This window comes from Xanthomonas hydrangeae, from assembly GCF_032697525.1.
GTDB classification, from domain to species: domain Bacteria; phylum Pseudomonadota; class Gammaproteobacteria; order Xanthomonadales; family Xanthomonadaceae; genus Xanthomonas; species Xanthomonas hydrangeae.
In genome coordinates this window covers 2,770,995-2,796,047 of record NZ_CP103836.1, presented here as the reverse complement: position 1 = coordinate 2,796,047, position 25,053 = coordinate 2,770,995, and the positions used below count along the sequence as shown (strand labels likewise).

Genomic DNA, 25,053 nt, shown 5'->3' with positions numbered 1-25,053 from the left:
GGCAACGCTCATGCGGCCTGATCCTGCTCACGCGCGAAGCGTGCATGCAAGGTGCGCACATCGAAGCCGCTGTCGCCGGCGCCGATTTCTTCGGCAATACGTCCGTTTTCCAGAAATCCGATCCGGTCGGCCACATCCACCGCGCCGAGCAGGTCATGGGTGACCATCAGCACCGCACCGCCGCGCTCGCGCACGCCGCTGACCAGGCGGTTGAAGTCGGCGATGGCGCGCGGATCCAGGCCGGAGGTAGGCTCGTCCAGCAGCAGCACCGGCACCTGGCGCAAGGTGGCGACCGCGATCGCCACTTTCTGGCGCATGCCTTTGGAAAACCCCGCCAGCCGCTGGCTCCAGGCCTCGCCTTGCAGACCGGCAGCGGCGAACGCCTGGTTGATCTCGGCCTGGCTGCGGCGTTGGCCGGCCAGCGCAAGCAGATAGTCGGCATTTTCGATTGCGCTCAGATGCTCGTAGAGCGCGACGTTTTCCGGCAGATAGGCCAGCCGCGCACGCGCGGCGCCGGGGTTGGCGACCGGGTCGATGCCATCCACCAGCAAGCTGCCGGAGCTGGGTTTGACGAAACCGAGCAGGGTGGAAAGCGTGGAGGATTTACCGGCGCCGTTGCCGCCCAATAAGGCGTAGACACTGCCCGGCGCGACCTGCAGATTCAGCCCCTGCAACACGGCGCGGCCGCGGTAGGCCACGTGGAGGTTGCTGACGGAAATCGCGGGGGTCGGTGTCGCGCTGAAGGGCATGATAAGGAAGCTCGCCTGCTGAAATGATATGTTATCACATTAAACGTGCAGCCTTGCAGCACCTCCGTATTTCCCCTTCGATCGAGACCCCTACGCCGCACATGACCTCCGATACGCATCCCTCTTTCCTGCACGGCTCACCTGCCCCTCCACGCAATCAGCACGCGCCCGCCAACGCTGCCACCGCCCACGCAGCCCGCACGTCCCGGCACGCCTGCGCCAGCTTGCTCGCAGCAACGTTGTTCACCGCCGCACAGGTCGACGCGCAGTCCATCGACACCAGCGCGCCGCTGCCGCCGGTGCGCGCCTGGCATGGGGCCAGCGAAGCATTGATCGTCAAGCCGGGCGATCCGTGGAGCACGCCGGTGGAGCGCAACGATTTCACCAGCACGCCGAATTACGACGAAACGCGCGCGTGGCTGGAACGTCTGGTCGCCGCCTCGCCGCTGCTGTCGCTGGAGGTGTTCGGCAAGAGCAGCGAGGGCCGCGACTTGCTGCTGGTGCGCGCGCACAAGGGCGCACCCGGCAAGCCGGTGGTGCTGGCGCAGGCCGCCATCCATGCCGGCGAGATCGACGGCAAGGATGCTGGCTTGATGTTGCTGCGCGATATCGCCCAACGCGGCAAGGAGCACCTGCTCGACCAGGTGGATTTCGTATTCGTGCCGATCTTCAATGTGGATGGTCACGAGCAACGCGGCCCGTTGATTGGCGCGGCATTGCGCGGCCCCCAACAGATGGGCTGGAACACCACCACACGCGGCATCAACCTCAACCGCGATTACCTCAACCTGGAAACGCCGGAAACGCGCGCGATGGTCGCCTTATTGCACACGCTGGATCCGGCGCTCTACATCGACCTGCATGTCAGCGGCGGGCTGGATCATCAGTACGACATCACCTTTACCTTCGCCGGTTGGGGCACCTACGCACGCTCGCGCGCGACCGCCGAGTGGTTGCAGCAGCGCTTCACGCCGGCAATGAACACCGCGCTGCGCAGCCAGGGTCACGAGCCGGCCATCTACCCGAGCCTGATCGACGAAGACGAGCCGCGCTCGGGCCTGCGTTACGCACCGGAAGGCCCGCGCTATTCCACCGGGTATGGCGACTTCGCCGGCATCCCCACCGTGCTGGTGGAGAACCATCGTTTGAAGTCGTACCGGCAGCGCGTGCTCGGCGACTATGTCTTGCTGGAAGAAGCGCTGCGCGTGGTCGGCCGCGATGCAGAAAAAATCGTTGCAGCCAAGCGCGCCGATCGCGCCGCACGCCCGCAGGAATTGATGGTTGCCTGGGAACGCCTGCAACAGCCGATCGCCCACGTGCCGTTCAAAGGGGTGACCTACACCCGCGCGCTGTCGCCAGTGTCCGGCCGGCAGGAGCTGCGTTGGGAAGGCCGCGACGAAACCTGGACCATGCCGGTGATCGGCTATCGCCAGACCCAGGCGGTGCGCTACCCGCTCGCGTGGTGGATTCCGCCCGGCAACGACGATGTGGTCGAACTGCTCAAGGCACACGGCATTGCATTCGAACGCTTGCAGCAACCGCGCCAGATCAACGTGCAGCAAATCCGCGTGGTGAAGGAGGCCGGCACCCAGACGCCGCACACCGACCACATGCACGAAACCTTCGCCGCCGGCAGCATCCGCGTGCCTGCCGATCAACCGATGCGCATGCTGGCCGCCGCGTTGCTGGAGCCGCAGAGCAGCGATTCGCTGCTGGCCAGCGGACGTTTTCGCAATGCCGGAAGCCCCGACAGCGGCCTGTACGGCACCGAGCTGGTGGACTTCACCGAGCGCGTGTTGCACAGCGATGCGGCCCTGCGCGCCGCGTTCGAACGCAAGCTCGCCGACGATGCGGCATTCCGCGCCGATGGCGATGCGCGCCTGCAATGGATCTATGCACGCTCGCCGTATGCGGCGATCAACGGCTGGCGTTATCCGGTGCGGCGTCAGCTGGCAGAATGATTCATCGGCATTGCCGATTCCACCATGTGGGATCGGCAATGCCGTGCGCAGTTCTGTCGCATCACTCCGGTTACCGCAGTGCAGGCGCCCCCACCGGTGCATGCTCGGCCATCAACGCAATCACCCACTCGATAAACACCCGCAGCTTGGCGCTGACATGCCGGTTGGGCGGGAACGCGATCGACAGTGGCATCGGCTCCAGTGACCAGTCGTCGAACAGTTGCACCAGCTCGCCACTGGCGACATGCGCCCTGGCCATGTACACCGGCAACCACAGCACGCCCATGCCGGCCAGGCCTGCGGCCAGATAGGCGTTGCCATCGTCGGACGCCACCACGTAACGCCCCTGCAGATTCACCGCTTCATCGCCGCGCTGCATGACATAGGGCACGGTCTTGTTGTTGCTCCAACGCATGAAACCGACACAGCGATGCTGGGTGTTTTCCAGCTCCTGCGGGTGCGCCGGCGTGCCCAGCCGCTGCAGATACGAAGGCGCCGCATACACACCCGCCTGCAGGTCGCCCACACGGCGCGCAATCAACGATTGATCGGTGATGATGCCGCCGCGCACCACGCAATCCACGTTCTCGCCGATCAGATCCACGCGACGATCGCTCACGCCCATATCCAGCTGGATATCCGGATAGCGCGCATGAAATGTCGGCAGCGCCGGCATCAGGATCAGGCGCGCCAACGGGCTGGGCACATCCACGCGCAAGCGCCCGCGCGGCAGCGCCGATGCATCGGACAGGCTGGTCTCCGCATCGTCCATGTCTGCCAGCAGCCGCAGCACACGCTCGTAGTACGCCGCGCCATCGGCGCTGACATGCACCCGGCGCGTGGTGCGGTTGAGCAAGGTCACGCGCAGGCGTGCCTCCAGCTGCTGCACCAACTGGGTCACGCTGGCCCGGCTCATGTGCAAGGTCTCGGCTGCCTTGGTAAAGCTGCCGGTCTCAACCACACGCGCAAACGCCTGCATCGCGTCGAACCGATCCATCGCCGCTCCCAACCCAAAGATTGTTTGGATTCTACAAATAGTGTTGGCCGGGGTTGCCGATTTATCGCAGCCGCGCAAGCGCCTACCGTGGCTGTCTGTTCCGACTCGACGCTGGATGGAGATCCCCATGGCAACACGTGACGTTGTTTTTCCTCAAGGGCGCCACGCCCTGTATGAGCGCCATCGCTATTCCCCGGCGGTGCGCGCCGAGGGCTTGTTGTTCGTCGCCGGCCAGGTCGGCAGCCGCGAAGACGGCTCGCCGGAACCGGAGCTGGCCGCAGAGATCGCCCGCGCTTTCGACAACCTGGATGCCATCCTCGCAGCGGCCGGTTGCACCGCGCAGGACGTCGTCGACGTCACCTTGTTCATGGTCAACCCGGAGGTGGTCTTCGAGGCCATGTGGGAAAAGTGGGGGAGCTACTGGGGCCCGGCGCCCTACCCCACCGTCACCGCAGTGGGCGTGACCTGGCTGGCTGGTTTTCGGTTCGAGATCAAGGTGGTGGTCAAACTGCCGGCACAGCAGCAGTAACCGATTTCAGTAACTCGTCGGCGGTTACCTCGGTGCTCCTGCGTGCTGCTGAAAAGTCTTTGATGGCAAAATTCCCACTAGCGATAAGTCACTAGCACGGTCGATCGAAGTAACTCAAAAAATCGCCACGCCTGGCTTGCCAGTGCGTGGCGATTTTGTTATCGCGCGCGCTCAAGGCAACAGCAGCACTGTCCATTTCGACTGCATAAAAGACGGCCCTGGCGTTCTCACGCCATCACTTATCGCGCCGGCAACCGACAGGCCACAACTGCGGACGATTATGTCCGTAGATACTGACGCAAGCGGTTTCAAAACCCGTGAATCAGGCGTCTCGATAGAGCATCGCTATCGTCAATTTCTACAGCCCTTCGAAATCTTAGCCAGTCAATCTGAATTGTAAAAATCTCGCTAAAGCAACGATGCAGACGGCCGCTACCGCAATCCAGGGTGTTGCGACGCCCATCACCGTTCTGCCCGCGCGTCGCCATGGCGCTGCGTCCATCACACACAGCCGAGATTTCAATGAAATTGACCGTCAAGCTTCTCAGTGGCGCCATTGCCCTGGTTTCGTCGAGCTGCGCCTATGCGCAGCAGGACGCGATGTTTTCCTTCAGCGGCTTCGGCACGCTGGGCGTGGTGCATTCGACCGAAGATCAGGCCGACTTCACGCCCGACATCCAGACCGAAGAAGGCGCAGGCGCCAGTCACTCCACCTCGGCCCGTCCGGACTCGCGCATCGCCGGCCAGGTCAATGCCAACTTCACCGAGAAGTTCACCGGCGTATTGCAGGTGACCAGTGAGTACGCCGAGCGCGGCGATTACGATCCCAAGGTCACGCTGGCGCATGTGAAGTATCAGTTCGGCCCGCAGTTCGCCGCCCGCCTGGGCCGCATCACTGCGCCGCTGTACATGCTGTCCGAATACCAGCGCGTCGGCTACGCCACCCCGTGGGTGCGTCCGCCATACGAGGTCTACAACTACCTGCTGCCGATGGACGGCGTCGAAGGCGTGTACACCATCAATGCGGGCGAGAGCGTGGTCAGCGTGCAGGGCTTTTACGGCCGCATCAATTCCAAGAAGGCCGATGTGTACGCCATGCGCGGCCTGGCGCTGGGCCTGGAATCGGGTGCGTCGACGTTCCGCGCCGCCTACATCGTGGGCACCACCGATTTCGACACCCCGCAGCTGGACCGCCTGTTCTCGGCCTATCAGCGCATCAATCCTGCGCTGGCCGATCGCCTCACCACCTACGGCGTGGACGGCAGCTTTGCCAGCGTTGGCTACGCCTACGATCCGGGCAGCTGGTTCCTGCGCAGCGAAGTGATTCGCGCCGATTACTCGCCTTCGCTCAACGGCAAGACCACCTCCGGCTATCTCAGTGTGGGCGGGCGTTTCGGCACGCTGACGCCATCGATCACCTATGCCAACGTCGATCGCAAGGGCCCGAGCATCGCGCCCGGCCAGGATCCGGTCGGCGTGATGACGCGCGCCCTGGCGCAGGCCGAAAGCGGCCGTCACAGCTTCACCGCCGCGCTGCGTTGGGACGCGCGTGAGAGCGTTGCGTTCAAGCTGCAGGCCAGCCACATCAACAACAACGCGGGCTCGTTCGGGTCGTTGAACAACATCCAGCCGGGCTTCCGTCCGGGCGGCAGCTACAACCTGCTGTCGGCCTCCGTCGACTTCGTGTTCTAAGAGAGCCCCATGACCATTTCCAAGTGTTTTGCAGTCTCCCTGCTTGCTGCGTTGTCGCTGACCGCCTTCTGTGCCAATGCCGATGTGGTGGTGGTGATGTCCGCCAAGGGCGGCCCGGACAGCCTGAGCGCTGCGCAGGTGTCGCAGATCTTCCTGGCCAAGTCCAACAGCCTGCCCGGCGGCGGCGCGGCCGTGCCGATCGACCAGGAAGAAGGCGTCGCCACCCGCGATGAGTTCTACAAGAAAGTGGCCTCGCGCGATTCAGCGCAGCTGAAGTCGTATTGGTCGCAGCTGATGTTCACCGGCAAGGCGCAGCGTCCCAAGCGTGTCAGCGGCGATGACGCGGTCAAGAAGGCCGTTGCGGCCACACCGGGCGCCATCGGTTACATCAGTGCCAGTGCAGTGGACGCCAGCGTCAAGGTCGTCCTGAAGCCGTGATCCGCCACCTGCTCGAGACTCAAGTCATGAGACGCATTCTGTCGCTACCGTTGTTCTGGAAAATCCTGATGCCGGCAGCGGTGGCGATCCTCTGCCTATCGAGCTATGTGGCCTTCAGTACGCTGGTGTTTCACCGCAACAACGACCGCCTGGAAGCGGTGCGCGACGTGCATTTCCCCATGCTCGATGCGATGACGCGCAACGTGGCGGCGCTGGACAAGCTCATCAACGGGCTCAATGGCGCCGCCGCTGCGGGCGATGCCGACATGTTGGCGGCCACCAAGCCGGTGGCCGACGAGATCCACAGCTCGTACGTAAAACTGCAAAAGGCCGACCCGGCCAATGCAAAAGAGCTGGCACGCCTGGGCAAGGAGTTCGATCAGTACTACAGCCTGGCGCATGGCGTGGCTGCGGCGTTCGTGGAGCAGCGCGAACCCGATGCGCAGCAGATGAGCGCGATGGCGCCGGCATTGGACACCTATCGCACCACCCTGACCGCCATGCAGAAGCGCGCCGATGCACGCTTCCGCGGCACCGTGCAGGAAGCGCTGGACAGCTCGGTCACCGCAAGCATGGGCGGCCTGATCCTGGGCCTGGTCGGCGCGGTGGTGTGCATTGGTTTTGGCTGGATCGTGGCGCGCGCCATCACCCAGCCGCTCAATCGTGCCATCGGCATCGCACATGCAGTGTCGTCGGGCAAGCTGGAGAACACCATCTCGATCGACCGCAACGACGAAGTCGGCCAACTGCTGCAGGCGATGGACAGCATGCAGCGTCAGCTGCGTCGCGTGATCCAGGCGCAGACGGAGATGGGCGACAAGCACGAGGCCGGCATGGTCAGTCACCGTATCGCCGAGCAGGAATTTCCCGGCGAATTCGGCAGCATGGTGCGCGCCAGCAACACGCTGGTATCCAGCCATCTCGCAGTGACCATGCAGATCGTTGCGTTGACCGAACGCTATGCCGCGGGCGATCTGTCGCAGCAGCTGGCCCCGTTGCCGGGCGAAAAAGCGGTGATCAGCCAATCCATCAACGATGTGCGGGCCAGCCTGTTGTCGATCAACGGCGAGATCAAGCGCTTGGCCGCGGCTGCGGCGGCGGGCGACTTCAGCGCACGTGGCGACGAGACCGCGTTCGAACATGATTTCCGCCAGATCGTGGTGGATCTCAATCACTTGATGAGCACCTCGGACAGGAGTCTTGGCGAGGTGTCGCAGGTGTTGCAGGCCATTGCCAGCGGCGATCTGACCACACGCATGCACGGCACCTCTTCCGGCGTCTTTGCGCGCATGCGCGACGATGCCAACACCACGGTGGACCGCCTGACCGATATCGTCGGGCGCATCCAGCATTCGTCCTCGGAGATCGATACCGCTGCCGGCGAAATTGCCGCCGGCAATCAGGATCTGTCGCGGCGTACCGAGTTGCAGGCCGCCAACCTGGAAGAGACCGCTGCCTCGATGGAAGAGCTCACCGCCACCGTCAGGCAGAACGCCGAACACGCCCGTCAAGCCAACGCACTTGCACGCAGCGCTGCCGGGGTGGCCTCGCAAGGTGGCGAGGTGGTCAGCCAGGTGGTCGGCACCATGTCGGGTATCGAAACCTCGTCCAAGAAGATCGCCGAGATCATCAGCGTCATCGACGGCATCGCGTTCCAGACCAACATCCTGGCATTGAACGCGGCGGTGGAAGCGGCACGTGCCGGCGAGCAGGGCCGTGGTTTTGCCGTGGTGGCAAGCGAGGTGCGCACCTTGGCACAGCGCTCGTCCGGGGCCGCCAAGGAGATCAAGGGGCTCATCGATGCCTCGGTGGGCAAGGTGGCCGAAGGCTCGGCACTGGTGCGCAAGGCCGGCACCACCATGACCGAGATCGTTGCCAGCGTGAATCGCGTCACCGACATCATGGGCGAGATCACCGCAGCTTCCAGCGAGCAATCGGCCGGCATCGAGCAGGTCAACCAGACCGTCATCCAGATGGACGAGACCACGCAGCAGAATGCGGCATTGGTGGAAGAAGCCATGGCTGCGGCACGGGCGATGGAGAAGCAATCGAGCACGCTCACGCAGTTGGTCTCGCAGTTCCAACTGGCGCCTGCCACCGAACAGCAGCTGGTACGACACGTCGCATAGCATTCGGTTCGATCGACCCGAACGCCTCGCCACACGCTCGACACCCCTCTCTGCACGCACTGCAGACGAGGGGTTTTTTGTTTTGGGATCATGCGAATGCGAAGCTGAGGCGATGTGGTGATCCGGCAGTGTTGCCCGGCGAGCAGACCCCCTTCCCATCGAGGAGTGCCCCTGCGTTGCCGATAGGGCCGGCCGAAGCTGGCGTACTTCCTGACCTTCACGTCAGTGGTCCTCCGACGTTACCCACAGCGCATTGCTGATTGCGCGCCGCTGCAAAAGCGTGGTTCAGACGCGCATCTGCCCGCTCCGGGCATAACCAATCGCTTATCGCCAGCGCGCCGTATGCACGAAAAAGACTGATAACCATCACACTTTTATCGAAAAAAGTGGTACGAGTGCACATTCCTCACGCCTACGTCACCAACAAGAAACATTTGCGTGCGATAGCTGTCGCGCTCGCTAGAGATCGAGCCAGCCTGTCCCCCCTTCCAGCGCACGTTCCGCTGAACGTCGAACTGCTCACAGCAGGCGGCGGTGGCCTCGTGCGTCCGAATGATTCCAAGGAGATTCACTCCCATGCGCTTCAGGACCTTCTTCGCCGTTCTGCTTCTCACCGCCTTCAGTGCCACCGCAAATGCACAGGTCGTCACCCTCAACAAGGGTGGCTACACGCTGCGCTACGACTGCACCAACCACACCGCGCTACGCTACGAATACGTCCTGCAGGCCGATACCGGCTCGGCGGCGCGTCCGTCCAGCTTCAATCTGGATACCGAACTGCCCAGCGGCTGTGCCGGCCAGACCTCCACTGCCTCCTACGCCAGCGTGCGCACCGGCTACGATCGCGGCCACTTGGTGACCTCCAACCACATGGACTACAACGCGACCTACATCCGTCGCGCCAACCTGATGTCCAACATCGTGCCGCAGGTAGCCAGCTTCAATCAGGGCATCTGGGTGCGTGCCGAAAATGTGGCCGAGTGTTACCGCGACATTGCCAGCGTGCAGGTCTACGGCGGGGTGATCTACAGCGACACCACCAACGATTACTTCCTGACCAGCCATGGCATCCGCACCCCGGACTTCTTCTGGAAGACGATCATCACCGCCAACCCGGGCGGCGGCACGCGCGCGATCAGCTGGCTGATTCCCAACAGCGCTACGCTCGGTTCGCTCGATAGCTACATCGTCAGCATCGACGAACTGGAAGACCTGTACGGCGCCAGCGCCATCGGCATCACCGCCCCGGCCGCCGTCAAGGCCATGCTGCCTGCCACCACCTGGCCGCAGCCGAGCAATTGCGACCTGAGCTGATAACTAGTCAGCCACGCGATGTAGAGAAGCCCGGGCACGCCCGGGCTTTTTGATTGGCTTCACACCGTCGCCATGCACGACGAAAGATCAGTTAAAAGATCGGCTCGTAGCGTAGTGAGTTGCAGACAACCGTTACTCCACAAACTCAAACCGCGGGCGTTCAATTCCCTCCACTTCGACCTGCTCGACGAACATCGCATAGGGCCGCACCCACATACCGATGTCGCTGTCCAACGGGCGGTAGAGCACAAGCGGCTCAAGCGTTTCGCTGCTGCGCACGACACCCAGCACCTCGTAACGGCCACCCTTGAAGTGGCGGTACTGCCCGAGCGCAATGGAAGGCAGTGGTGGCAAATGATCCATGGACGTCAACGTGATCGAGGGCCGTCCAGTCTAAACAGCCAGCGCGACCACAGCCAGAAGATGCCGCAAGGCGCGCGGCATCTTCGTGACCTCAGCAACGCACCAGTGCTCACGTTTACTCAGAGCGGCTACTGCTCATCCTCATCCTCTTCGTCTTTGTCGTCATCGTCCAGATCCACCTCAGCATCCACTTCGTCTTCGATGGCATCGTCGTCATCAATCTCGCTGTCCTGCGCCGGCCCGTCCTGGATCGCTGCATGGTCCTTGCCGGGTGCCTTGACGCCGTTAGGCGGTGTGGTCGGGTCGTCTACGCCGTTTTCGTAACTGCTCATGATCAGCTCCAGCGGCAAAAGACCGCAAAGCCACCCTCCTCCCGGCCATGTGACGCGCACGTGTGTCCTGCGCACCGGCCGGACAGCTCGTCGCAGCCACGTCATCCGGTGACGCATGAGGCTGTCTCGCCGGCACTGCATCCGGCCCGCGCTTCCGTCCGTAGCTACCAGCACGCCTACAAAGGAAACACCATGCCGAGCCTGATCCACGATCTGCACGACCTGCTCGCATCCTGGAAGGCCGAGGCGCAAACGTTCGACGCCTGCGACATGCCGGCCTCTGCGCTCGCCTTCCGGGAGTGCCACCGCCGTCTCAGCGCGCTGCTCGGCGAGCATGCGTCTGCTACAACTGCGCTGGGCGCCGCCACCGCCGCGCATGAGCGACAGACCTCAGTGACTCACCCGCAAGCGCGCGCAAGCGCGCCGGTGGGTTCCTAAGCGCTCGATCAGCGTGTCGCTGGCCTGATTCAAGCCGACGATGTCGACTGTGGCGCCGTGCGCGCGCAGCTTGAGCACCACCCGATCCAGCGCTGCCACCGCGCTGATATCCCAGAAGTGCGCGTGGGTGAGATCGATCAGCACCTTGGGCGGCGTACTCAGAAGATCGAAGCTGGCGGCGAACTGCCCGGCCGAGGCGAAGAACACCTGGCCGCGCACGGCATGGACCCGCACACCGTCGTCGCGATCGATCTCCCGCACCTGCAACATGCGCCCGACCTTGCGCGCGAAAAACAGCGCCGACAGCAGTACCCCCGCAAACACGCCTTTGGCCAGGTCGTGCGTCCAGACCGTGACCACGACGGTGCCGAGCATCACCACCGAAGAGCTTTTGGGATGCGTGCGCAGATCGCGCAACGACCCCCAGCTGAAAGTGCCGATGCTGACCATGATCATCACCGCCACCAGCGCCGCCATCGGAATCTGCCGCACCCAGTTGGCGCCGTAGACCACCATCAGCAACAGCACCACGCCGGCCACCATGCACGACAGGCGCCCACGCCCGCCGGAGCGTACGTTGATCACCGATTGCCCGATCATCGCGCAACCGGCCATGCCGCCGAAGCAGCCGGCAAGCATGTTCGCCACCCCTTGGCCTGCGCATTCGCGGTTGCGTTGCGAGGGCGTATCGGTCATGTCTTCGACGATCTGCGCGGTCATCAACGACTCCAGCAATCCCACCACCGCCAGCGTCGTCGACACCGGCAGCAGGATGCGCACCGTCTCCCAGCGCAGCGGCACATCCGGCAGCAAAAACACCGGCAAACTGTCGGGCAGATGGCCCATATCGCCCACGCTGCGGATGTCGATCTGCCAGTACGCACATGCCACGGTGAGCACCACGATGGCAACCAGCGGCGAGGGAATCGCCGTGCTAAGGCGCGGAAGCAGATAGATGATGGCCAAGGCCGCTGCACACACCGCATAGACCGGCCATGGCATGCCGATTAGCTCCGGCAACTGCGCAAGAAAGATCAGGATAGCCAACGCATTGACGAAGCCGGTGATCACCGAGCGTGACACAAAGCGCATCAATGCGCCAAGCCGAAACGCCGCCGCGATCAGCTGCAGCGCACCCGCCAGGACGGTAGCCGCCAACAGATACTGCACCCCGTGATCCTTGACCAACTCCACCATCAACAGCGCCATCGCGCCGGTCGCTGCGGAAATCATGCCAGGGCGGCCACCGGCGATGGAGGTCACCACCGCAATACAGAACGCAGCGTAGAGCCCCACCTTGGGGTCGACACCGGCAATGATCGAAAACGCGATGGCTTCGGGAATCAGCGCAAGCGCGACCACGATGCCGGCGAGCACATCGCCACGCACATTGCCGAACCATTGCTGGCGCAACGAGAAAAATCTGGACATTGAAACGACTCCGCGCACCGGCAAACACACGGCGCGAATACATGAACGTCGAACACCTGGACCTTCGCAGAGACTGCGAGCGCGTGATGCGTCAGGTCAGGGTGGCGTCATGGTGTCGGAGGAGATCGCTATAGACGAACGTCGATGCTAACGCGTTGAAGCACTGCAGAACAAGACGGGCCGCGCAGCCCCCATACCGAGTTGCTACAGTCGACTCAACACTCGACAACGGATGCCAGATGTTCCAGCTGTTGCTTGTGCTGTTAGTGATCGAAGGCGTTCTGCAGATCGCCTGGAATCGGCCGTATTTCAGATGGGGACTGCCCGTGTTCCAACGGCGGATTCCGGTGACCAGCACCCAGCTGGCCTGTTTTTCATTAGCGCAGGTCGAAAACGCGGTTGAACCGACACGTTGGCCAGACCTCAGATTCCATCCCCTGTCCGAGCATGCCTACGCATTTCGTGAGACGTTTCTGGTGTTCGTCGGTCCTGTCTACCCGCTGGTGATGCGAGGGCACATCGCGATCGACCGCCGGCGACGTGAAATCGTCATTACCGGCTTCTGCAACTGGACCATTCTGTACATCGTCATCGTCATTCTTGTTCCAGCGCTGGCGATCAGACCGGGCGTGGTTTTGATGTTTCTGGGACTTCTCGCACTGGTCTACCTGTTGCAACGCCGCAGGTTTGGCAGTGTGGAAACAGCGGTACAGATGTTGCTGAGCACCAACACGACCCTACGCATTACGCGACCGCGCAGTCCGCGGAGCTAAAACTTCTCGCGGACATGGAAATCACCCAGCACCAAGTCGGTCTCGCCTTCATGCTGCTGAATCAGCATTCATGAGATCAGGTTATGGATGCAACCAATTTGTCACATAGGCGCACTCACGCGGGAAGCTCCCCCGGCCGCCAAAGACAAACCATCCATGCCCCACGCAAACCCCTGTTTTCTGCAACTCCCGATCAGCAGGAACGATCGATGAGCTCCGCACAGCGCATCGATGCGCTCACCGGAATTCGCGGACTGGCCGCTTTGCTGGTGGTCTATTCGCATCTTGCGGAAGACGGATTCTTCTCGCGTAGCCATCTGTATCCGGGCGAAGTGGGCGTCATGGTGTTCTTCACCCTGAGCGGATTCCTGATGGCCTTTCTCTACGGCCACAAGCAATTCGACTACTCTTCCGTGGTGCGCTACGGCATCTCGCGTTTCTCGCGGATCGCTCCGGCCTATCTGTTTGTGGTGATCGGCTCCTATCTGATCTACAACCTGATCGACCCATCTTTCGTCTACGCGATCACCCATCAGAATCTGCTGCGTCACCTGCTGTTCTCCGGCAACGTGTCCGCGCTGTGGAGCATTCCGCCGGAGGTGCAGTTCTACGCGGTCTTCGTGGGCCTGTGGTTCGCACTGTGGAAATTCAGAAACCAGGGAAACGCCTCCGTGCTTGCAATCGTGCTGACCGCGATTTTTCTGCTGATCTCCTACCGCGACCAACTGCCCGGCACCTTTGTCGGCTCCAAGATGCAATATTTCTTCTCCGGCGTGCTGTTTGGGTTGTTCCGCAATCAAGCCTGGTCCGACAAGGGCATGCGCACGCTTGCGTTGCTGCAAGGCCTGACGCTGATCGTTATCGGCCTGGTCATCGCACGCATCCTGCCGGTGGAATTCGGCAGCAAGCGCGAGTTTTACAACTATCTGGAAGGCGCGTTGTTCTCGGGCATCTTCGTGTTCATGTTCTCCTTCGATACACCTCTGGGCAAGCTGCTGTTCGGCCACCGGCCCATCATGATGTGTGGCGAGTTCAGCTTTTCGATGTATCTGTTGAACATTCCGGTGATCTATGTCGCCATGAAATTACTGGGCGACCATGCGCATACCCCGGCCATGGCCGCGCTGATCACCTTGGTGGTTTTCCTGCTGGCATGGCTGATGTATCGCGTCATCGAGTTGCCCGGTAACACGCTGTTGCGGCGCATTGGAACCAGGCTTTTCGAATCGCGTCCGTTAGTGGCTCCTGCGCGTCCCGAAGCGACCGATACCACCAGATAGCCTACCGCTTTGTTTGAAATAGCCGTGCGTTGGGAGCGTCGTGGCCGAGGCTCTTCCCGACGTTCCCGCATCGCGTACTCGCAACCATGGATGCATCAGGCGACGGCGGAACGCTCATCCGCTGCGGTGCCCTGGAAGCGATCCCGGTAGTCGCCCGGAGCTACGCCCAGGACACGCAGGAAGGTACGGCGCAGTGTCTGTTCGTCCGATAAACCGGTCAGCGCCGCAATGCGCTTGATCGGCGCGTTTCCGGATTCCAGCAGGCGGCGCGCCGCTTCCACGCGTAGCGTTTCCACCGCCTTGGCTGGGGTGACACCGCATGTGCTGCGGTAGACGCGTGCGAACGTGCGCGGCGACATCTTCATGCGGCCGGCAAGCGTTTCCACCCGCAGATCCTCATGCAGGTTGGCGGCCATCCACCCGTGCAGTTCCGCAAAATCGCCGCCCGCGCTGGTCTGCGCCGACAACGGTGCGCTGAACTGCGACTGCCCGCCCGAGCGCTTGACGAAGACCACCAGCTGACGTGCCACATCGATCGCAAGCCGGTGGCCATGATCATCCTCGATCAACGCAAGCGTCAGGTCGATGCCGGCCGTGACGCCGGCCGATGACCACACATGTCCATCGCGCACGAAGATCTTGTCGGCATCCACACGTACGCCGGGGTGCAGGCTGGAGAGCCGGTCCGCCCAGCCCCAATGCGTGGCTGCACGCCGGCCATCCAGGTGCCCTGCGGCGGCAAGCAAAAACGCACCGGTGCAGATCGAGCAGAGCCTGCGAACGTTTACGCCGCGCGTGGCCACCCACTCAACCAATCGAGGCGAGACGGCGTAAACCGCACCGCGGCAACCACCTGGCGCCATCAGCGTATCGATGGCGACATCGTCCAGCGAGGCAATCGCCACCGACATCACCTGCAGACCGGAGCTGGTCGTCACCAGGCCGCCGCTCTCGGACGCGACGGTGATCCGGTAGCGCGAACTGCCCCCAGCCAGGGGCGCGCATTGATTTGCGGTATGCAGTGCCTGCACTGGCCCGGTCAGGTCCAGAATATTCATGTCGTCGTGCGCAAGCAGCACAACGTGACGCGAAGGAGATGAGTCGGACATGGAGGCCTTGCGCGTTCAGCGCGGGTAGTCGGGATATTCAAATGCCAGCGCAACGCCCTTGGCAGTTGCTCGACCATAGCGTTGCATGATGCCATCGAGCGCATCATTCAAAGCCGGCACCGGCATCGGGTCGGCCGGGGCGACGAGTGGGATCGTGCTGCCCGGCTCGCGCTGTCGGTCGGGCACGATGACAAGTCCATGCCGCGTGACAAAGGATGCGCCAGTGGTAGAGACGACGGACGCGCGGCTTCTCCCCGTGGTGGAGTACGCATCCACGGTCAGCGCAAGTGTCGCCTCATCCATCCCGGGTGCGCCCAGCACATCGATCTGCTCGCCACTGTGCAGCCATCGGTTGGTATACAGCACCTTCGCCAGCGGCCACGCGGTTGTGCCAAGGCGAGGACGGAATGCATCACTGTCGTGCTGCGGCGACCAATCCTTTGCACCGAGCGTCGATGCCAGTTCCTGCGCCTTCGCCTGCCCGCTGATGGCCTCCACCAACGCGATCGATGCCGGGATCGCGGCGCTCACGCCTGCGGTAGAGATCCACGTTCCATCCGCGACATAACGCCGATTCGGCGTCCAGCGGATGGCGGGAAACGTCTCGGCGCGGCTGGCGCTGGTCGACCAATGCGCCGTGGCGCGGCGACCATCGAATACGCCCATCTGTGCGGCGATGAGTGCCCCGTTGCAGATGGTGACGATGGTCGCGCCGTGCACCGATTGCTGTTTCAACCATGCAAGCAGTCGCGGTTCGGAAGCCTGAGCGGCCACGATGACATAGTCGGCGCCTTCGGGCTGCGCGGCATCGAACTGGGCCACGGTTGTGTCTGTCGCGATCTTGAAGCTGGGGCCGCCAAGGTCGGTGAAAGTTGTCAGCGGCCCCTCATCGAGGGTGACGGCGACGACGTCCATGGTGTCGGCACGCGAGAGAATGGCGAACGGCACCAGAAAGTCGCTGACTTCCACACCGGCATTGTTTCCCACCACCGCGATCACCGGGCGGGCGCGCGCCATGCGAGCACGGTAGGGCGGCAGCGTCGCCTGTGCCGTTGCAGCGATATCCGGGGCACCGCGCGCCGGCAGTGCAGACCGCGCCGCCGGCTCGGCACACCCGGCAAGGATCATGCACGCAGCCCAGGCAGCGCGTCGGATAACGCGGTGAAACGTAAGGGGGGCCATGGCGATGCCGCAGAGGAGATGTCCGCTGATTCTTCCGCCACAATCTGCTGTCGGCAATGTCGCTGACCCGTCATTTACTGCCACGGCTAACAGGCTAATGACCGACGACTGGCGCGCGTGTGCCCGCAGCGAATCCGTAGCTTCGGGCGCGCCATGCAATGCAAAATCCAGCCGCCAGCAACAAGGCCATGGCCGCCGGAAAGGTCTGCGCGCCCCATTGCTCCAGCAGCACGCCGCCCACCACACCACCACCGGCGATGACACTGTTCCAGGCAACGACATTGAGCGACAGCGCAACATCAGCCCCTTCTCCTGCGCTATCGGCAAGTGCAGTCTGCAGCAGCGTCGCCGCTCCACCGAACGTCAGACCCCACACCGCCACACACCCGTAAACGACAGGCTGCATGTCCTGCAGTAGCGCCAGCACCACAGACAGTGCGAAGAACGTCGCCAGCGAGATCAATACGGTGCGACGCAGGTGATGCTCCACCAGCTTTGCTGCCACGCCGATACCAACCAGTGCGGCTACGCCGAAGACCAACAGCAGCACGTCCACACGATGGCCCAGCCCCGCGTGTGCGGCAAATGGCGCCACATAGGTGTAGAGGATGTTATGGGCCAACATCCACGCCATCACGGTGGCGAGCACGGGACGCACGCCAGGAGTGCCAAGCACCTTGCGCAGCGGCACACGCTGCGCTGCCGATTGGCCGGGATAATCGGGCACCTTCACCAGCACCCAGACGATCAAAACGACTGTCAGCACCGACATCGCGGCAAACGCACTCCGCCAGCCCAGCATGCCGCCCATCCAGGTGCCCAGCGGCACGCCCAGGGAGAGCGCAATCGGTGTGCCCACCATCGCAATCGCCATGGCCCTGCCCTGCTGTTCCGGCTGCACCATGCGCCGGGCGTAACCGGCCAGCAGGCTCCAAGCCAGGCCTGCGGCTGCGCCAGCAAACAAACGCGCCACCAAGGTCAGGCTGTAGTTGGTTGAGAGTGCAGTGATGGAGTTGAACACCAGGAAGCCGACAATGGTGAGCAACAGCACGTTACGTCGCCTCCACTGCTGGGTCGCAATGGTCAGCGGGATTGCAGCCACCACCGAACCCAACGCATAAGCGGTCACCGTCTGCCCAGCCAGGGCGGGAGTAATGCCAAGGCCTGCGGACATATGCGGCAACAATCCTGCAGGAAGGGTTTCGGTCACGATGCAGATGAAACCGGTCATCGCCAGCGCCAATAGGGCGGCGATGGGTAACGGCGCGGGGATTGCACTGGCCGTTGATGTGTTTGGAGAGGTCACATGCTGTCCTTGGTTGAGATAAGTTTCGGGCCAGATCACGCCGATCTATATCGATCGGTACATATATAAGCCAAAAAGAAACAGGCCACCTACCGAACAGCCTGCCCGTGCCTGCTATCGAAAGCAAAATATATGTATCGTTCGGTATGTATATTACGAAGCGGCCACATTGTCAACGACATATGTATCGACTAGTCTGTATGTAGGCATCGGAGAGTGCAATGGTACAGATGGGAAGGCCACGCAGCTTCGACCGCGACACCGCGGTCGAGCAAGCGCTTCACCTGTTCTGGGAACAGGGCTACGAATCCACCTCGTTGAGCCAACTCAAGGCGGCGATTGGCGGCGGCATCACCGCGCCCAGCTTCTATGCCGCGTTCGTCTCCAAGGAAGCGCTCTTCAAGGAATGCATGGACCGCTACCTGGCGACCTATGCCAAGGTGACCCATTGCTTGTGGGACACCTCGCTTGGTCCGAAGCAGGCGGTAGAACTTGCGCTGCGTCGCTCAGCCAAGATGCAATGCGAGCGCGGCCACCCCAAGGGCTGCATGGTCACGCTGGGAGTGATGAGCGCGCCGTCGCCGGAGCTCTCGGCACTGTGCGCCCCTCTGACGCGCTCGCGCGCCCGCACACGCGCCGGCATCCGCGCCTGCGTGGAACGCGCCATCGTCAACGGAGAACTCGGGTCGGATGCCGACCCCGCTGCACTCACATGCGTGTTCGACAGCTTCCTGCTTGGGCTATCCACACTCGCCAGGGACGGCATGAGCTTCAAGGCGATGGACGCTGCCATTACGCAGCTCATGGGGTTCTGGGACGCCCAGACCCGCTAGGCAGGCCGCACTTCAACCCGTGCGCCGCAGAACGCCGGGATGGCGTTCGCTGCGGGATGACGGAGCTAGATTCATTTGAGAGCCCGCTTGCCTCGCTGCGCCTGGCTCTCAGGGTCGACTTCGCAGTGAATGACTCAAGCCGCCGGACCTAGTTACAGGTATCGATGGTAGCGGCAGCGCGCATTGCGTGACTCTTTAATCGAAAGTGCCGATAGCGGAAAGCCGCACCAACTCGTCCACCACGTAGCGCACCTTCGGGCGCAAGTGGCGCGTGCGCGGCCAGAGCGCGAAAATTTCGATGCAATAGGCCGTGCACTCTTCCAGAACGAGCTGCAGCCTGCCCGACTGGACGTGCGGGCGCACCAGCGAGATCGGCATTTGGCAGATGCCCAGACCCGCGATCGCAGCGTCGATGACAGCGTCCCCGTCATTCAACTGGTGCGTTCCTTGGGGCACAAAATCGCCGGCGATCACCTTGTCGCCAAACCTCCAGCCAACAGGCTGGCCATTGCGGAAGCCGACGATGCTGCGATGCGCCTGCAGCTCCTTGATCGTGCGAGGAGCCCCGTGTGCAGCGAGATACGCAGGCGATGCACATAACACCAGCCGCTGCCGTCCCAGTTTGCGCGCAACCAGGCCACCGGAGTTCTCCAATCCGCCAAACCGGATCGTCAGGTCGATGCCTTCCTGGGCCGGGTCGATCAGATGGTCGTTGAAAGAGAGCGTGTAATGGAGATCGGGATGCGCTGCGCCGATGCGAAGCAGGATCGGCAACATGACGTGGCGGCCGAAAGACGACGGCATGTCCACACGCAGCCGGCCGGCAGGCAGTGACGACTGAGAGGCCAGGCTGGCTTCTGCGCTGGCGATCTCTTCCAACGCAGCAGCGCATGTCGCGAAATAGGATTCACCATCAGCAGTGAGCGCGATGCGCCGCGTGGTGCGGTGGAACAGACGCACGCGCAGCCGCGCCTCCAGGCGGGCGATCGCCTTCCCCACCGCCGAGCGCGAGATCCCCAGGGAGTCGGCCGCCTCGGTAAACGTCCTGGAACGTGCAGCGGTGACGAAGGTGACAAGTCCATTGAGTGTCTCGACAGGGATCATCGGTAGACCTTTGGGGAATCCGTGTCCCGAATGTTGGGACTTTTAGCACCTTTATGTGCATCGAGGTCAACCTTACCTTCTTTAGCCTGTCCCCATCAAATAGCCCTCCCCATGACATCAAAGATCTTCCAACCCTTCGATCTCGGCGACATCCAGCTGAGCAACCGCATCGTCATGGCACCGATGACCCGCGCCCGCAATCCGGGATGCGTGGCGAATGCATTGACGGCAACCTATTACGCCCAACGCGCAAGCGCAGGCCTGATTGTCAGCGAGGGCACTCCCGTCTCGCAGCAAGGCCAGGGCTATATCGATGTGCCCGGCATCTGGTCGCAGGAGCAGGTTGCCGGCTGGAAGGTGGTGACCGATGCAGTGCATGCCCGGCAGGGCAAGATCTTCGCCCAGCTGTGGCATGTGGGCCGCATGTCGCACACCTCGCTGCAGCCCGATGGCGCCGATCCGGTGAGCGCGAGCACGCGCCCGGTTGCACCCGGCTCCAAGAGCTTTGCATTCATCTACCGCGAAGACGGAACGCGGGGGACCGCTGAGCCCAGCCCGGCGCGTGCGCTCGAGACCGAAGAGGTGCCAGGCATCGTCAGGGATTTCGAGCAGGCGGCCCAGCGTGCGATCGACGCAGGCTTCGACGGCATCGAGATCCATGCGGCCAATGGCTACCTCTTCGAGCAGTTCCTCAACCCGATCACCAATGACCGTGTCGACGCCTACGGTGGCTCGCTGCATAATCGGGCACAGCTCATTCTCGAGACCGTGGATGCAGTGGCAGCGCGCATCGGCGCCCACAAGGTGGGAATCCGCCTTGCACCGAACAACCGCCAGTTCGACATGCCCGAGTACGCGGAGAGCGAGGCCAGCTACCTGTACCTGGCCGAAGAACTGGCCAAGCGCGAGCTTGCGTATGTGCATCTAAACGACAACCACGCAAACGGCTCGCCGGACATGAGCGAAACATTCCTTGCAGCGTTCAAGCGCACCTACGGCGGCACCGTGATCCTTGCGGGCAAATTGAACCTGGAATGGGCCACTCGGCTGATCGACCAGGGGATGATCGACCTGGCCGCGTTCGGCCAGCCCTTCATTGCAAACCCGGACCTGGTGGCACGCCTGCAGACAGGTGTCCCGCTCGCCACTCCGGATCGCGAAACTTACTACGGCGGGGGCGCGGAGGGTTACACCGACTATCCGGTCGCAACCTAACGCACAAGCATCAACCTCCGATGCATCCGCCGGCGGCTGACGCTGCGCGCTGCGAATTCGCCTCCATGGGGGTATAGCAGCGCGCAGTTGATGTCCTCACCTGGCTGCGCAAGCAAGCGCACCACAACGGAGTTGCATGATGAATACCGCCCACGCAGTGGATTATCCAGAAGACGCCAACTACGCGATCAGTGAAGAAGAAGACGTTTCTCGAAATTTTCTCGAGCCACAAAAAAGGCACTTGGACGCGCGTCCAAGTGCCTGCGTTATATTGGGTCCGCCATCACACGAACAACCAATGCGTCTATTTGTACTAGCGATAATTTCCTTGAACAAGACAGGAATTCGACTCACTTTCAGACTGATTTCTGAGCCGACGTGAATCGGACCTCATTAGACGGCCCCGGACAGTTTGAGGGCAATCTGCGCCCTCCAAGTCAGCGATACATCGGCCTCCCCGGCCTGCTTACATTGAACCCTTGCGATGACATCGGCACCATATTGGGTTAAACGCAAAAAATCCCGTTGATCCCGATTGATTTCACTGCCGTCCGCCGCCTCTGGTGAGGCGGCGGACTCGCTTTTAGCAGTCAATCTCTGACGTAGTCAAACGGTAGCCTATCGGACTGCATCCGCATGCCCTTAGGTAGCCGGAGTGATCATACTGCCCATCGATCACATGGGCAGCCGAAGTGTCAGACACTTGGCGGATCCACCAGACTTGTGGAACTCATCCAGATTGACTTCCGCCACTTGGTAGCCCGCCTCATTCAGTTGAGTCCGCAGATGCGTCGAAACCGGGTGCACGATGACTCGATCTCCTAAACTAACGGCATTGCACGCGAACAAACGTGCGTCTGCGTGATCTACCGCGATCCGCTTTTGCTCGGGATAGAAGTCTGCGATGAGTTTGAGAGACATATCATCGAACGCTGGTGGGTAATAAAGCAGGTGCCCGTTGTCGAGTGGGCAAAAACATGTATCTAGATGGTAGAACTCTTCAAGAACCAACCGCAGCGGCCTGACTGTAATTCCGAGCATTTCAGACAGCAGCGGACCGGCAGCAGCATCGCTGCGATGTCCGTGACCCATCCATAATGCTGTTTTACATGCAGAAAAAAGCGCATCGCCGGCACCTTCGAAAAAAGCATCCCGCAGTCCTTCCGGATTACTGTAGCCAGCCGCTGCAAACCATGCGTCGAAGTAGGACTCCTCGCCTTGCCGCTCAGGATGCCGAAACCTACTCACCACAGCACGGCGTCCATGCAAAAGTGCAGCATTGGCAGTGAAAACCATATCCGGCAGCCCTTCCTGGGGCGGAATCAGCACTACACGAGCGGTGCTTTTGATGGTATCGACAAGCGATTTCCATTGCGCCTGTGCACGCACTTTGTCAACTAATCCGCATTGTCCCTTCATCCACGGATTTATGACGTAATCGACGCCAAAATGCTCTGGAGCGCACATTAGAATGCTGTGTTGTGTCATTTGGGCTGAAGTCCGGATGACTCGACCTGATGAAGACTCTGGCTCCACTTCTGCCAGGCCGACAGGGCAGCCAACAGCAGTAGGCAGATTGTTCCAACCGCAAGCCATGCTATCGCTGGGATCCCCTCCAGCCAGCTCAATCCGACAGCGGTCGCAAGCGGAAGCAGGAGATTGTCCAGGCCACGCGTGGAAACTGCCTCCACCGTCGTGACCACGGCCGCCAATCCGAAGCAACCTATCCACGACCAATTGAGCCCTGATGCCCAGCCGGCAAGCACGATACAGACCGAGGCTGCGATCAGACAAGCACAGGTCCCTCCGAGTGACTTGCGTCCACCTGCAATCCGGTAACCAGGGCTCGGAAATCTAGTTCCTGTCAGCGCAGCGGCGCTGTCGGCCAATGTGAGAACAAGCGCTGCGGCGAGCCACTCGGCACTTTGGGCACCGAACAAGATTGCCGTTCCGCCTAGACCTACGGGAAACCAGAGATCCCCCCAAGACACGGTTCCATCCCGCCGATCTACGGACAGCTGCCGGTACATCTTCAAGGAAGGCAATTTTCTAGTCGCTATCAGCCAACCGAGAAGAAGAAGACACAGGGCCACCACCACAGCACTTGTTGCAGTCAGCAGCGCTGCTAGAACAAGCATGAATCCGCCCAATAGATGCGCAGTCTTGCGGCGCAGTTCCACGCGCAGGCTGAAGAGCATCCCGCTCATTACTGCTACGACATAAAGTTGATACATCAGGATTGAAAGTAGTAAGAATACCAGTGCGTCAGAGACGATCCGGGTCCCCTGCGCAGGACGCAAATACATGAGTATCGCCAAGCCCACCGTGATCGCAAGAATCATCGAACTATGGCGAATTAGACGAGGCCGCATCCCCTTCCAAAGCACTCGGGAAAATGTCATACGTTGCCCTCGCGAATCGGAAGCGAGGCATAGTCCAGCATTCCAAGCTGCTCAAGCTGCTTGCTGACCGAAGCACTGAGCAAGCCGAGATCCCGAATCGAGGGTACCAAGCGCTGGAACATCGCCCGACGAAGAACATTGGCGATACGCGACTCGCGCACCGTGCGCTCTCCTGCCTTGCGGTTGTGCCCCAAGGTTTCCCAGACATCGTCGGCGCAAAGATGTTCGTAAAGCACGTGGATGCTTTCCTTGAGGAAATCCTCACGGATCCGCATCTCGTGTTGCTCCAGCCCACCGTTGTACAGCCGCTTCAAGGTGATACGCCCGACCGCGAAGTGCCGGGCCTCGTCGCGCTGAATCTTGCTGACGAGCGTCTTGATAAAAGGATCACGGCTGTAGGCGACGATGTTCTGAAAGATGGCCAGGGCCAGTCCCTCGACCAGGATCTGCATGCCCAGATTCGTAATATCCAGTTCGCGGCTGGTGACTGTGTTTTCGAGCAATCCCCGCAGGGCGGAAGATAACGGGTAGCTGATGGCGACCTTATCCTTGACCAGCCGGGAGTACACCTCGATGTGCCGCGCTTCATCGAATGCCTGAGCACATGCGCACATGCGGGCGGCGTGGCTTTCTTCCGCCTGCGCCAATTTTACCGCGCAGAGCATGGCAGCCTGTTCACCATGGAGGATCTGCGAAAGAGTCCAGGCTTGGAAGTGACGGCGGACGTCGGCGCGCTCGGGGTCAGGCATCTCGTTCCAGAGCGTGGTTCCATACACCAACAAGGTCTGGTCCGGCATGTCCAGGGGATTGTCGTGCTTGAGCTCATACGACCAGTCATAGTCGCTTGCATTCCACTGCTGCTGCTTTGCCTTCTCGTAGAGCTTGTCCAGCTGGTCATCGGTGCCGGAGCAATCGTCGAGCAGCACGGCGTCCACGTTGAGCGGCCATCGAGTGGCCAGAGGTGCGCGATCTGGAATGCGAATCTGCCTCACCGCGTTCAGTGCTTGGCCCGCCTCCATCACGCCTCCTCGGGCGCGACGGCCCCACTGTGCATACGATGCAGCTCAAGCAGCAGCTCGACAGCAATGCCTTCCAGGGTCGTACCAACATAGCGGCCACCGGTGATAGTTGCGCCGGAGAAGTCGATGCGCTCAAGGTGCGCGTCCTTGAAACTGGTGTTGGCGATCGACGCCCCTGCCAGATCCACATTGTCCAGCGCGATATGGTCGCATCGCGCATTGGTGAGACGTGCACGCACGAAGCTCACACGGTCCATGGTGGCAGCGTCGAAGCCGACGTTATGGAGCGTGGCGCCATCGAACCGGACCAGTTCGAAGGTTGCTGACTCCAAGCTGGTGTACTTGAATGTCGCCGCCGTAAGTGCCACGTCTTCGAACGTGGATTCGGCAAGATTCACGTCGTAGGCCTGTACCGTGTACTGGCCGTTGCGCAGCGGGATATTTGACATTTTGCGTC

General features: G+C 61.8%; 24 protein-coding genes. 11 read left to right on the top strand and 13 right to left on the bottom strand.

The annotated features are described in order from the left end of the window. Positions 1 to 8: 8 nt before the first annotated feature. Complete coding sequence (locus NYR97_RS11780) at positions 9 to 749, bottom strand: ABC transporter ATP-binding protein (protein ID WP_316693213.1); 741 nt, start codon at positions 747 to 749, stop codon at positions 9 to 11. Between the two features lie 101 nt (positions 750 to 850). Here NYR97_RS11780 and NYR97_RS11775 point away from each other — a divergent pair, with 101 nt between their 5' ends. Next, entirely contained in the window at positions 851 to 2,710 is a 1,860-nt protein-coding gene (locus NYR97_RS11775; protein WP_316698189.1) for a M14 family metallopeptidase, read from the top strand. A gap of 70 nt (positions 2,711 to 2,780) precedes the next feature. On the opposite strand, the gene NYR97_RS11770 is transcribed toward NYR97_RS11775, so the two are convergent. After that, on the bottom strand, positions 2,781 to 3,707 hold the full coding sequence (locus NYR97_RS11770) for a LysR family transcriptional regulator (protein WP_316693211.1): 927 nt from the start codon (positions 3,705 to 3,707) through the stop codon (positions 2,781 to 2,783). Positions 3,708 to 3,834: 127 nt separating this feature from the next. On the opposite strand from NYR97_RS11770, the gene NYR97_RS11765 reads away from it, so the two are divergent. The 5 genes from NYR97_RS11765 (at position 3,835) to NYR97_RS11745 (ending at position 9,809) form a co-directional block, all read left to right on the top strand. Next, positions 3,835 to 4,236, top strand: a complete 402-nt coding sequence (locus NYR97_RS11765) for a Rid family hydrolase (RefSeq protein ID WP_316693209.1) — start codon at positions 3,835 to 3,837, stop codon at positions 4,234 to 4,236. Between the two features lie 522 nt (positions 4,237 to 4,758). Continuing rightward, on the top strand, positions 4,759 to 5,928 hold the full coding sequence (locus NYR97_RS11760; protein WP_205392624.1) for a hypothetical protein: 1,170 nt from the start codon (positions 4,759 to 4,761) through the stop codon (positions 5,926 to 5,928). 9 nt (positions 5,929 to 5,937) lie between these two features. Continuing rightward, positions 5,938 to 6,366: a type 2 periplasmic-binding domain-containing protein gene (locus tag NYR97_RS11755; RefSeq protein WP_023905351.1), complete on the top strand. Its 429-nt coding sequence runs from the start codon at positions 5,938 to 5,940 to the stop codon at positions 6,364 to 6,366. After that, the gene (locus tag NYR97_RS11750; RefSeq protein WP_316693203.1) at positions 6,363 to 8,495 is read left to right on the top strand and encodes a methyl-accepting chemotaxis protein; all 2,133 of its coding nucleotides are present in this window, start codon (positions 6,363 to 6,365) and stop codon (positions 8,493 to 8,495) included. Before NYR97_RS11755 ends, NYR97_RS11750 begins: the two co-directional genes overlap by 4 nt. A 576-nt stretch (positions 8,496 to 9,071) precedes the next feature. Beyond that, entirely contained in the window at positions 9,072 to 9,809 is a 738-nt protein-coding gene (locus NYR97_RS11745) for a DNA/RNA non-specific endonuclease (RefSeq protein WP_055821242.1), read from the top strand. Between the two features lie 132 nt (positions 9,810 to 9,941). On the opposite strand, the gene NYR97_RS11740 is transcribed toward NYR97_RS11745, so the two are convergent. Beyond that, positions 9,942 to 10,172 (bottom strand): DUF1653 domain-containing protein, encoded by a 231-nt coding sequence (locus NYR97_RS11740; protein WP_176340263.1) that lies wholly within the window; start codon positions 10,170 to 10,172, stop codon positions 9,942 to 9,944. Positions 10,173 to 10,300: 128 nt separating this feature from the next. Beyond that, on the bottom strand, positions 10,301 to 10,504 hold the full coding sequence (locus tag NYR97_RS11735) for a hypothetical protein (protein WP_316693195.1): 204 nt from the start codon (positions 10,502 to 10,504) through the stop codon (positions 10,301 to 10,303). Positions 10,505 to 10,696: 192 nt separating this feature from the next. Here NYR97_RS11735 and NYR97_RS11730 point away from each other — a divergent pair, with 192 nt between their 5' ends. Next, a complete protein-coding gene (locus NYR97_RS11730; RefSeq protein WP_115039615.1) occupies positions 10,697 to 10,942 on the top strand; it encodes a hypothetical protein in 246 nt (81 codons plus the stop codon). Here the strand turns inward: NYR97_RS11730 and NYR97_RS11725 are convergent. Further along, on the bottom strand, positions 10,895 to 12,373 hold the full coding sequence (locus tag NYR97_RS11725) for a SulP family inorganic anion transporter (RefSeq protein WP_316693193.1): 1,479 nt from the start codon (positions 12,371 to 12,373) through the stop codon (positions 10,895 to 10,897). The genes NYR97_RS11730 and NYR97_RS11725 overlap by 48 nt on opposite strands. A 239-nt stretch (positions 12,374 to 12,612) precedes the next feature. On the opposite strand from NYR97_RS11725, the gene NYR97_RS11720 reads away from it, so the two are divergent. Both NYR97_RS11720 and NYR97_RS11715 read left to right on the top strand, forming a co-directional pair. Then, positions 12,613 to 13,146 carry a hypothetical protein gene (locus NYR97_RS11720; protein ID WP_316693192.1) on the top strand — a complete coding sequence of 178 codons (534 nt, stop codon included), beginning with the start codon at positions 12,613 to 12,615 and terminating at the stop codon, positions 13,144 to 13,146. Between the two features lie 209 nt (positions 13,147 to 13,355). Next, positions 13,356 to 14,426: an acyltransferase family protein gene (locus tag NYR97_RS11715; protein WP_316693191.1), complete on the top strand. Its 1,071-nt coding sequence runs from the start codon at positions 13,356 to 13,358 to the stop codon at positions 14,424 to 14,426. A 95-nt stretch (positions 14,427 to 14,521) separates the two neighbouring features. Here NYR97_RS11715 and NYR97_RS11710 read toward each other — a convergent pair whose 3' ends face one another. From NYR97_RS11710 to NYR97_RS11700, 3 genes are all read right to left on the bottom strand, one after another. Continuing rightward, positions 14,522 to 15,535, bottom strand: a complete 1,014-nt coding sequence (locus NYR97_RS11710) for a GlxA family transcriptional regulator (RefSeq protein ID WP_316693189.1) — start codon at positions 15,533 to 15,535, stop codon at positions 14,522 to 14,524. A gap of 15 nt (positions 15,536 to 15,550) precedes the next feature. Beyond that, positions 15,551 to 16,663 carry a DJ-1/PfpI family protein gene (locus NYR97_RS11705; protein ID WP_316693187.1) on the bottom strand — a complete coding sequence of 371 codons (1,113 nt, stop codon included), beginning with the start codon at positions 16,661 to 16,663 and terminating at the stop codon, positions 15,551 to 15,553. A 148-nt stretch (positions 16,664 to 16,811) separates the two neighbouring features. After that, positions 16,812 to 17,948 (bottom strand): MFS transporter, encoded by a 1,137-nt coding sequence (locus tag NYR97_RS11700; RefSeq protein ID WP_425613072.1) that lies wholly within the window; start codon positions 17,946 to 17,948, stop codon positions 16,812 to 16,814. Between the two features lie 305 nt (positions 17,949 to 18,253). On the opposite strand from NYR97_RS11700, the gene NYR97_RS11695 reads away from it, so the two are divergent. Beyond that, positions 18,254 to 18,856, top strand: a complete 603-nt coding sequence (locus NYR97_RS11695) for a TetR/AcrR family transcriptional regulator (RefSeq protein ID WP_316693183.1) — start codon at positions 18,254 to 18,256, stop codon at positions 18,854 to 18,856. 195 nt (positions 18,857 to 19,051) lie between these two features. Here the strand turns inward: NYR97_RS11695 and NYR97_RS11690 are convergent, their stop codons facing one another. After that, positions 19,052 to 19,960 carry a LysR family transcriptional regulator gene (locus NYR97_RS11690; protein ID WP_316693181.1) on the bottom strand — a complete coding sequence of 303 codons (909 nt, stop codon included), beginning with the start codon at positions 19,958 to 19,960 and terminating at the stop codon, positions 19,052 to 19,054. A gap of 111 nt (positions 19,961 to 20,071) precedes the next feature. On the opposite strand from NYR97_RS11690, the gene NYR97_RS11685 reads away from it, so the two are divergent. Next, entirely contained in the window at positions 20,072 to 21,175 is a 1,104-nt protein-coding gene (locus NYR97_RS11685) for an alkene reductase (RefSeq protein WP_316698187.1), read from the top strand. 675 nt (positions 21,176 to 21,850) lie between these two features. Here NYR97_RS11685 and NYR97_RS11680 read toward each other — a convergent pair. From NYR97_RS11680 to NYR97_RS11665, 4 genes are read right to left on the bottom strand one after another with little or no spacing between them, the layout of a single operon-like run. Next, positions 21,851 to 22,663, bottom strand: a complete 813-nt coding sequence (locus NYR97_RS11680; RefSeq protein ID WP_316693179.1) for a dimethylarginine dimethylaminohydrolase family protein — start codon at positions 22,661 to 22,663, stop codon at positions 21,851 to 21,853. Further along, positions 22,660 to 23,517 carry a hypothetical protein gene (locus NYR97_RS11675; RefSeq protein ID WP_316693177.1) on the bottom strand — a complete coding sequence of 286 codons (858 nt, stop codon included), beginning with the start codon at positions 23,515 to 23,517 and terminating at the stop codon, positions 22,660 to 22,662. The genes NYR97_RS11680 and NYR97_RS11675 overlap by 4 nt, the downstream gene beginning before the upstream one ends. Before the next feature lie 56 nt (positions 23,518 to 23,573). Next, positions 23,574 to 24,596 (bottom strand): diiron oxygenase, encoded by a 1,023-nt coding sequence (locus NYR97_RS11670; RefSeq protein ID WP_316693176.1) that lies wholly within the window; start codon positions 24,594 to 24,596, stop codon positions 23,574 to 23,576. Beyond that, positions 24,596 to 25,045: a pentapeptide repeat-containing protein gene (locus NYR97_RS11665; RefSeq protein ID WP_316693175.1), complete on the bottom strand. Its 450-nt coding sequence runs from the start codon at positions 25,043 to 25,045 to the stop codon at positions 24,596 to 24,598. The genes NYR97_RS11670 and NYR97_RS11665 overlap by 1 nt, the downstream gene beginning before the upstream one ends. Between the last annotated feature and the right edge of the window lie 8 nt (positions 25,046 to 25,053).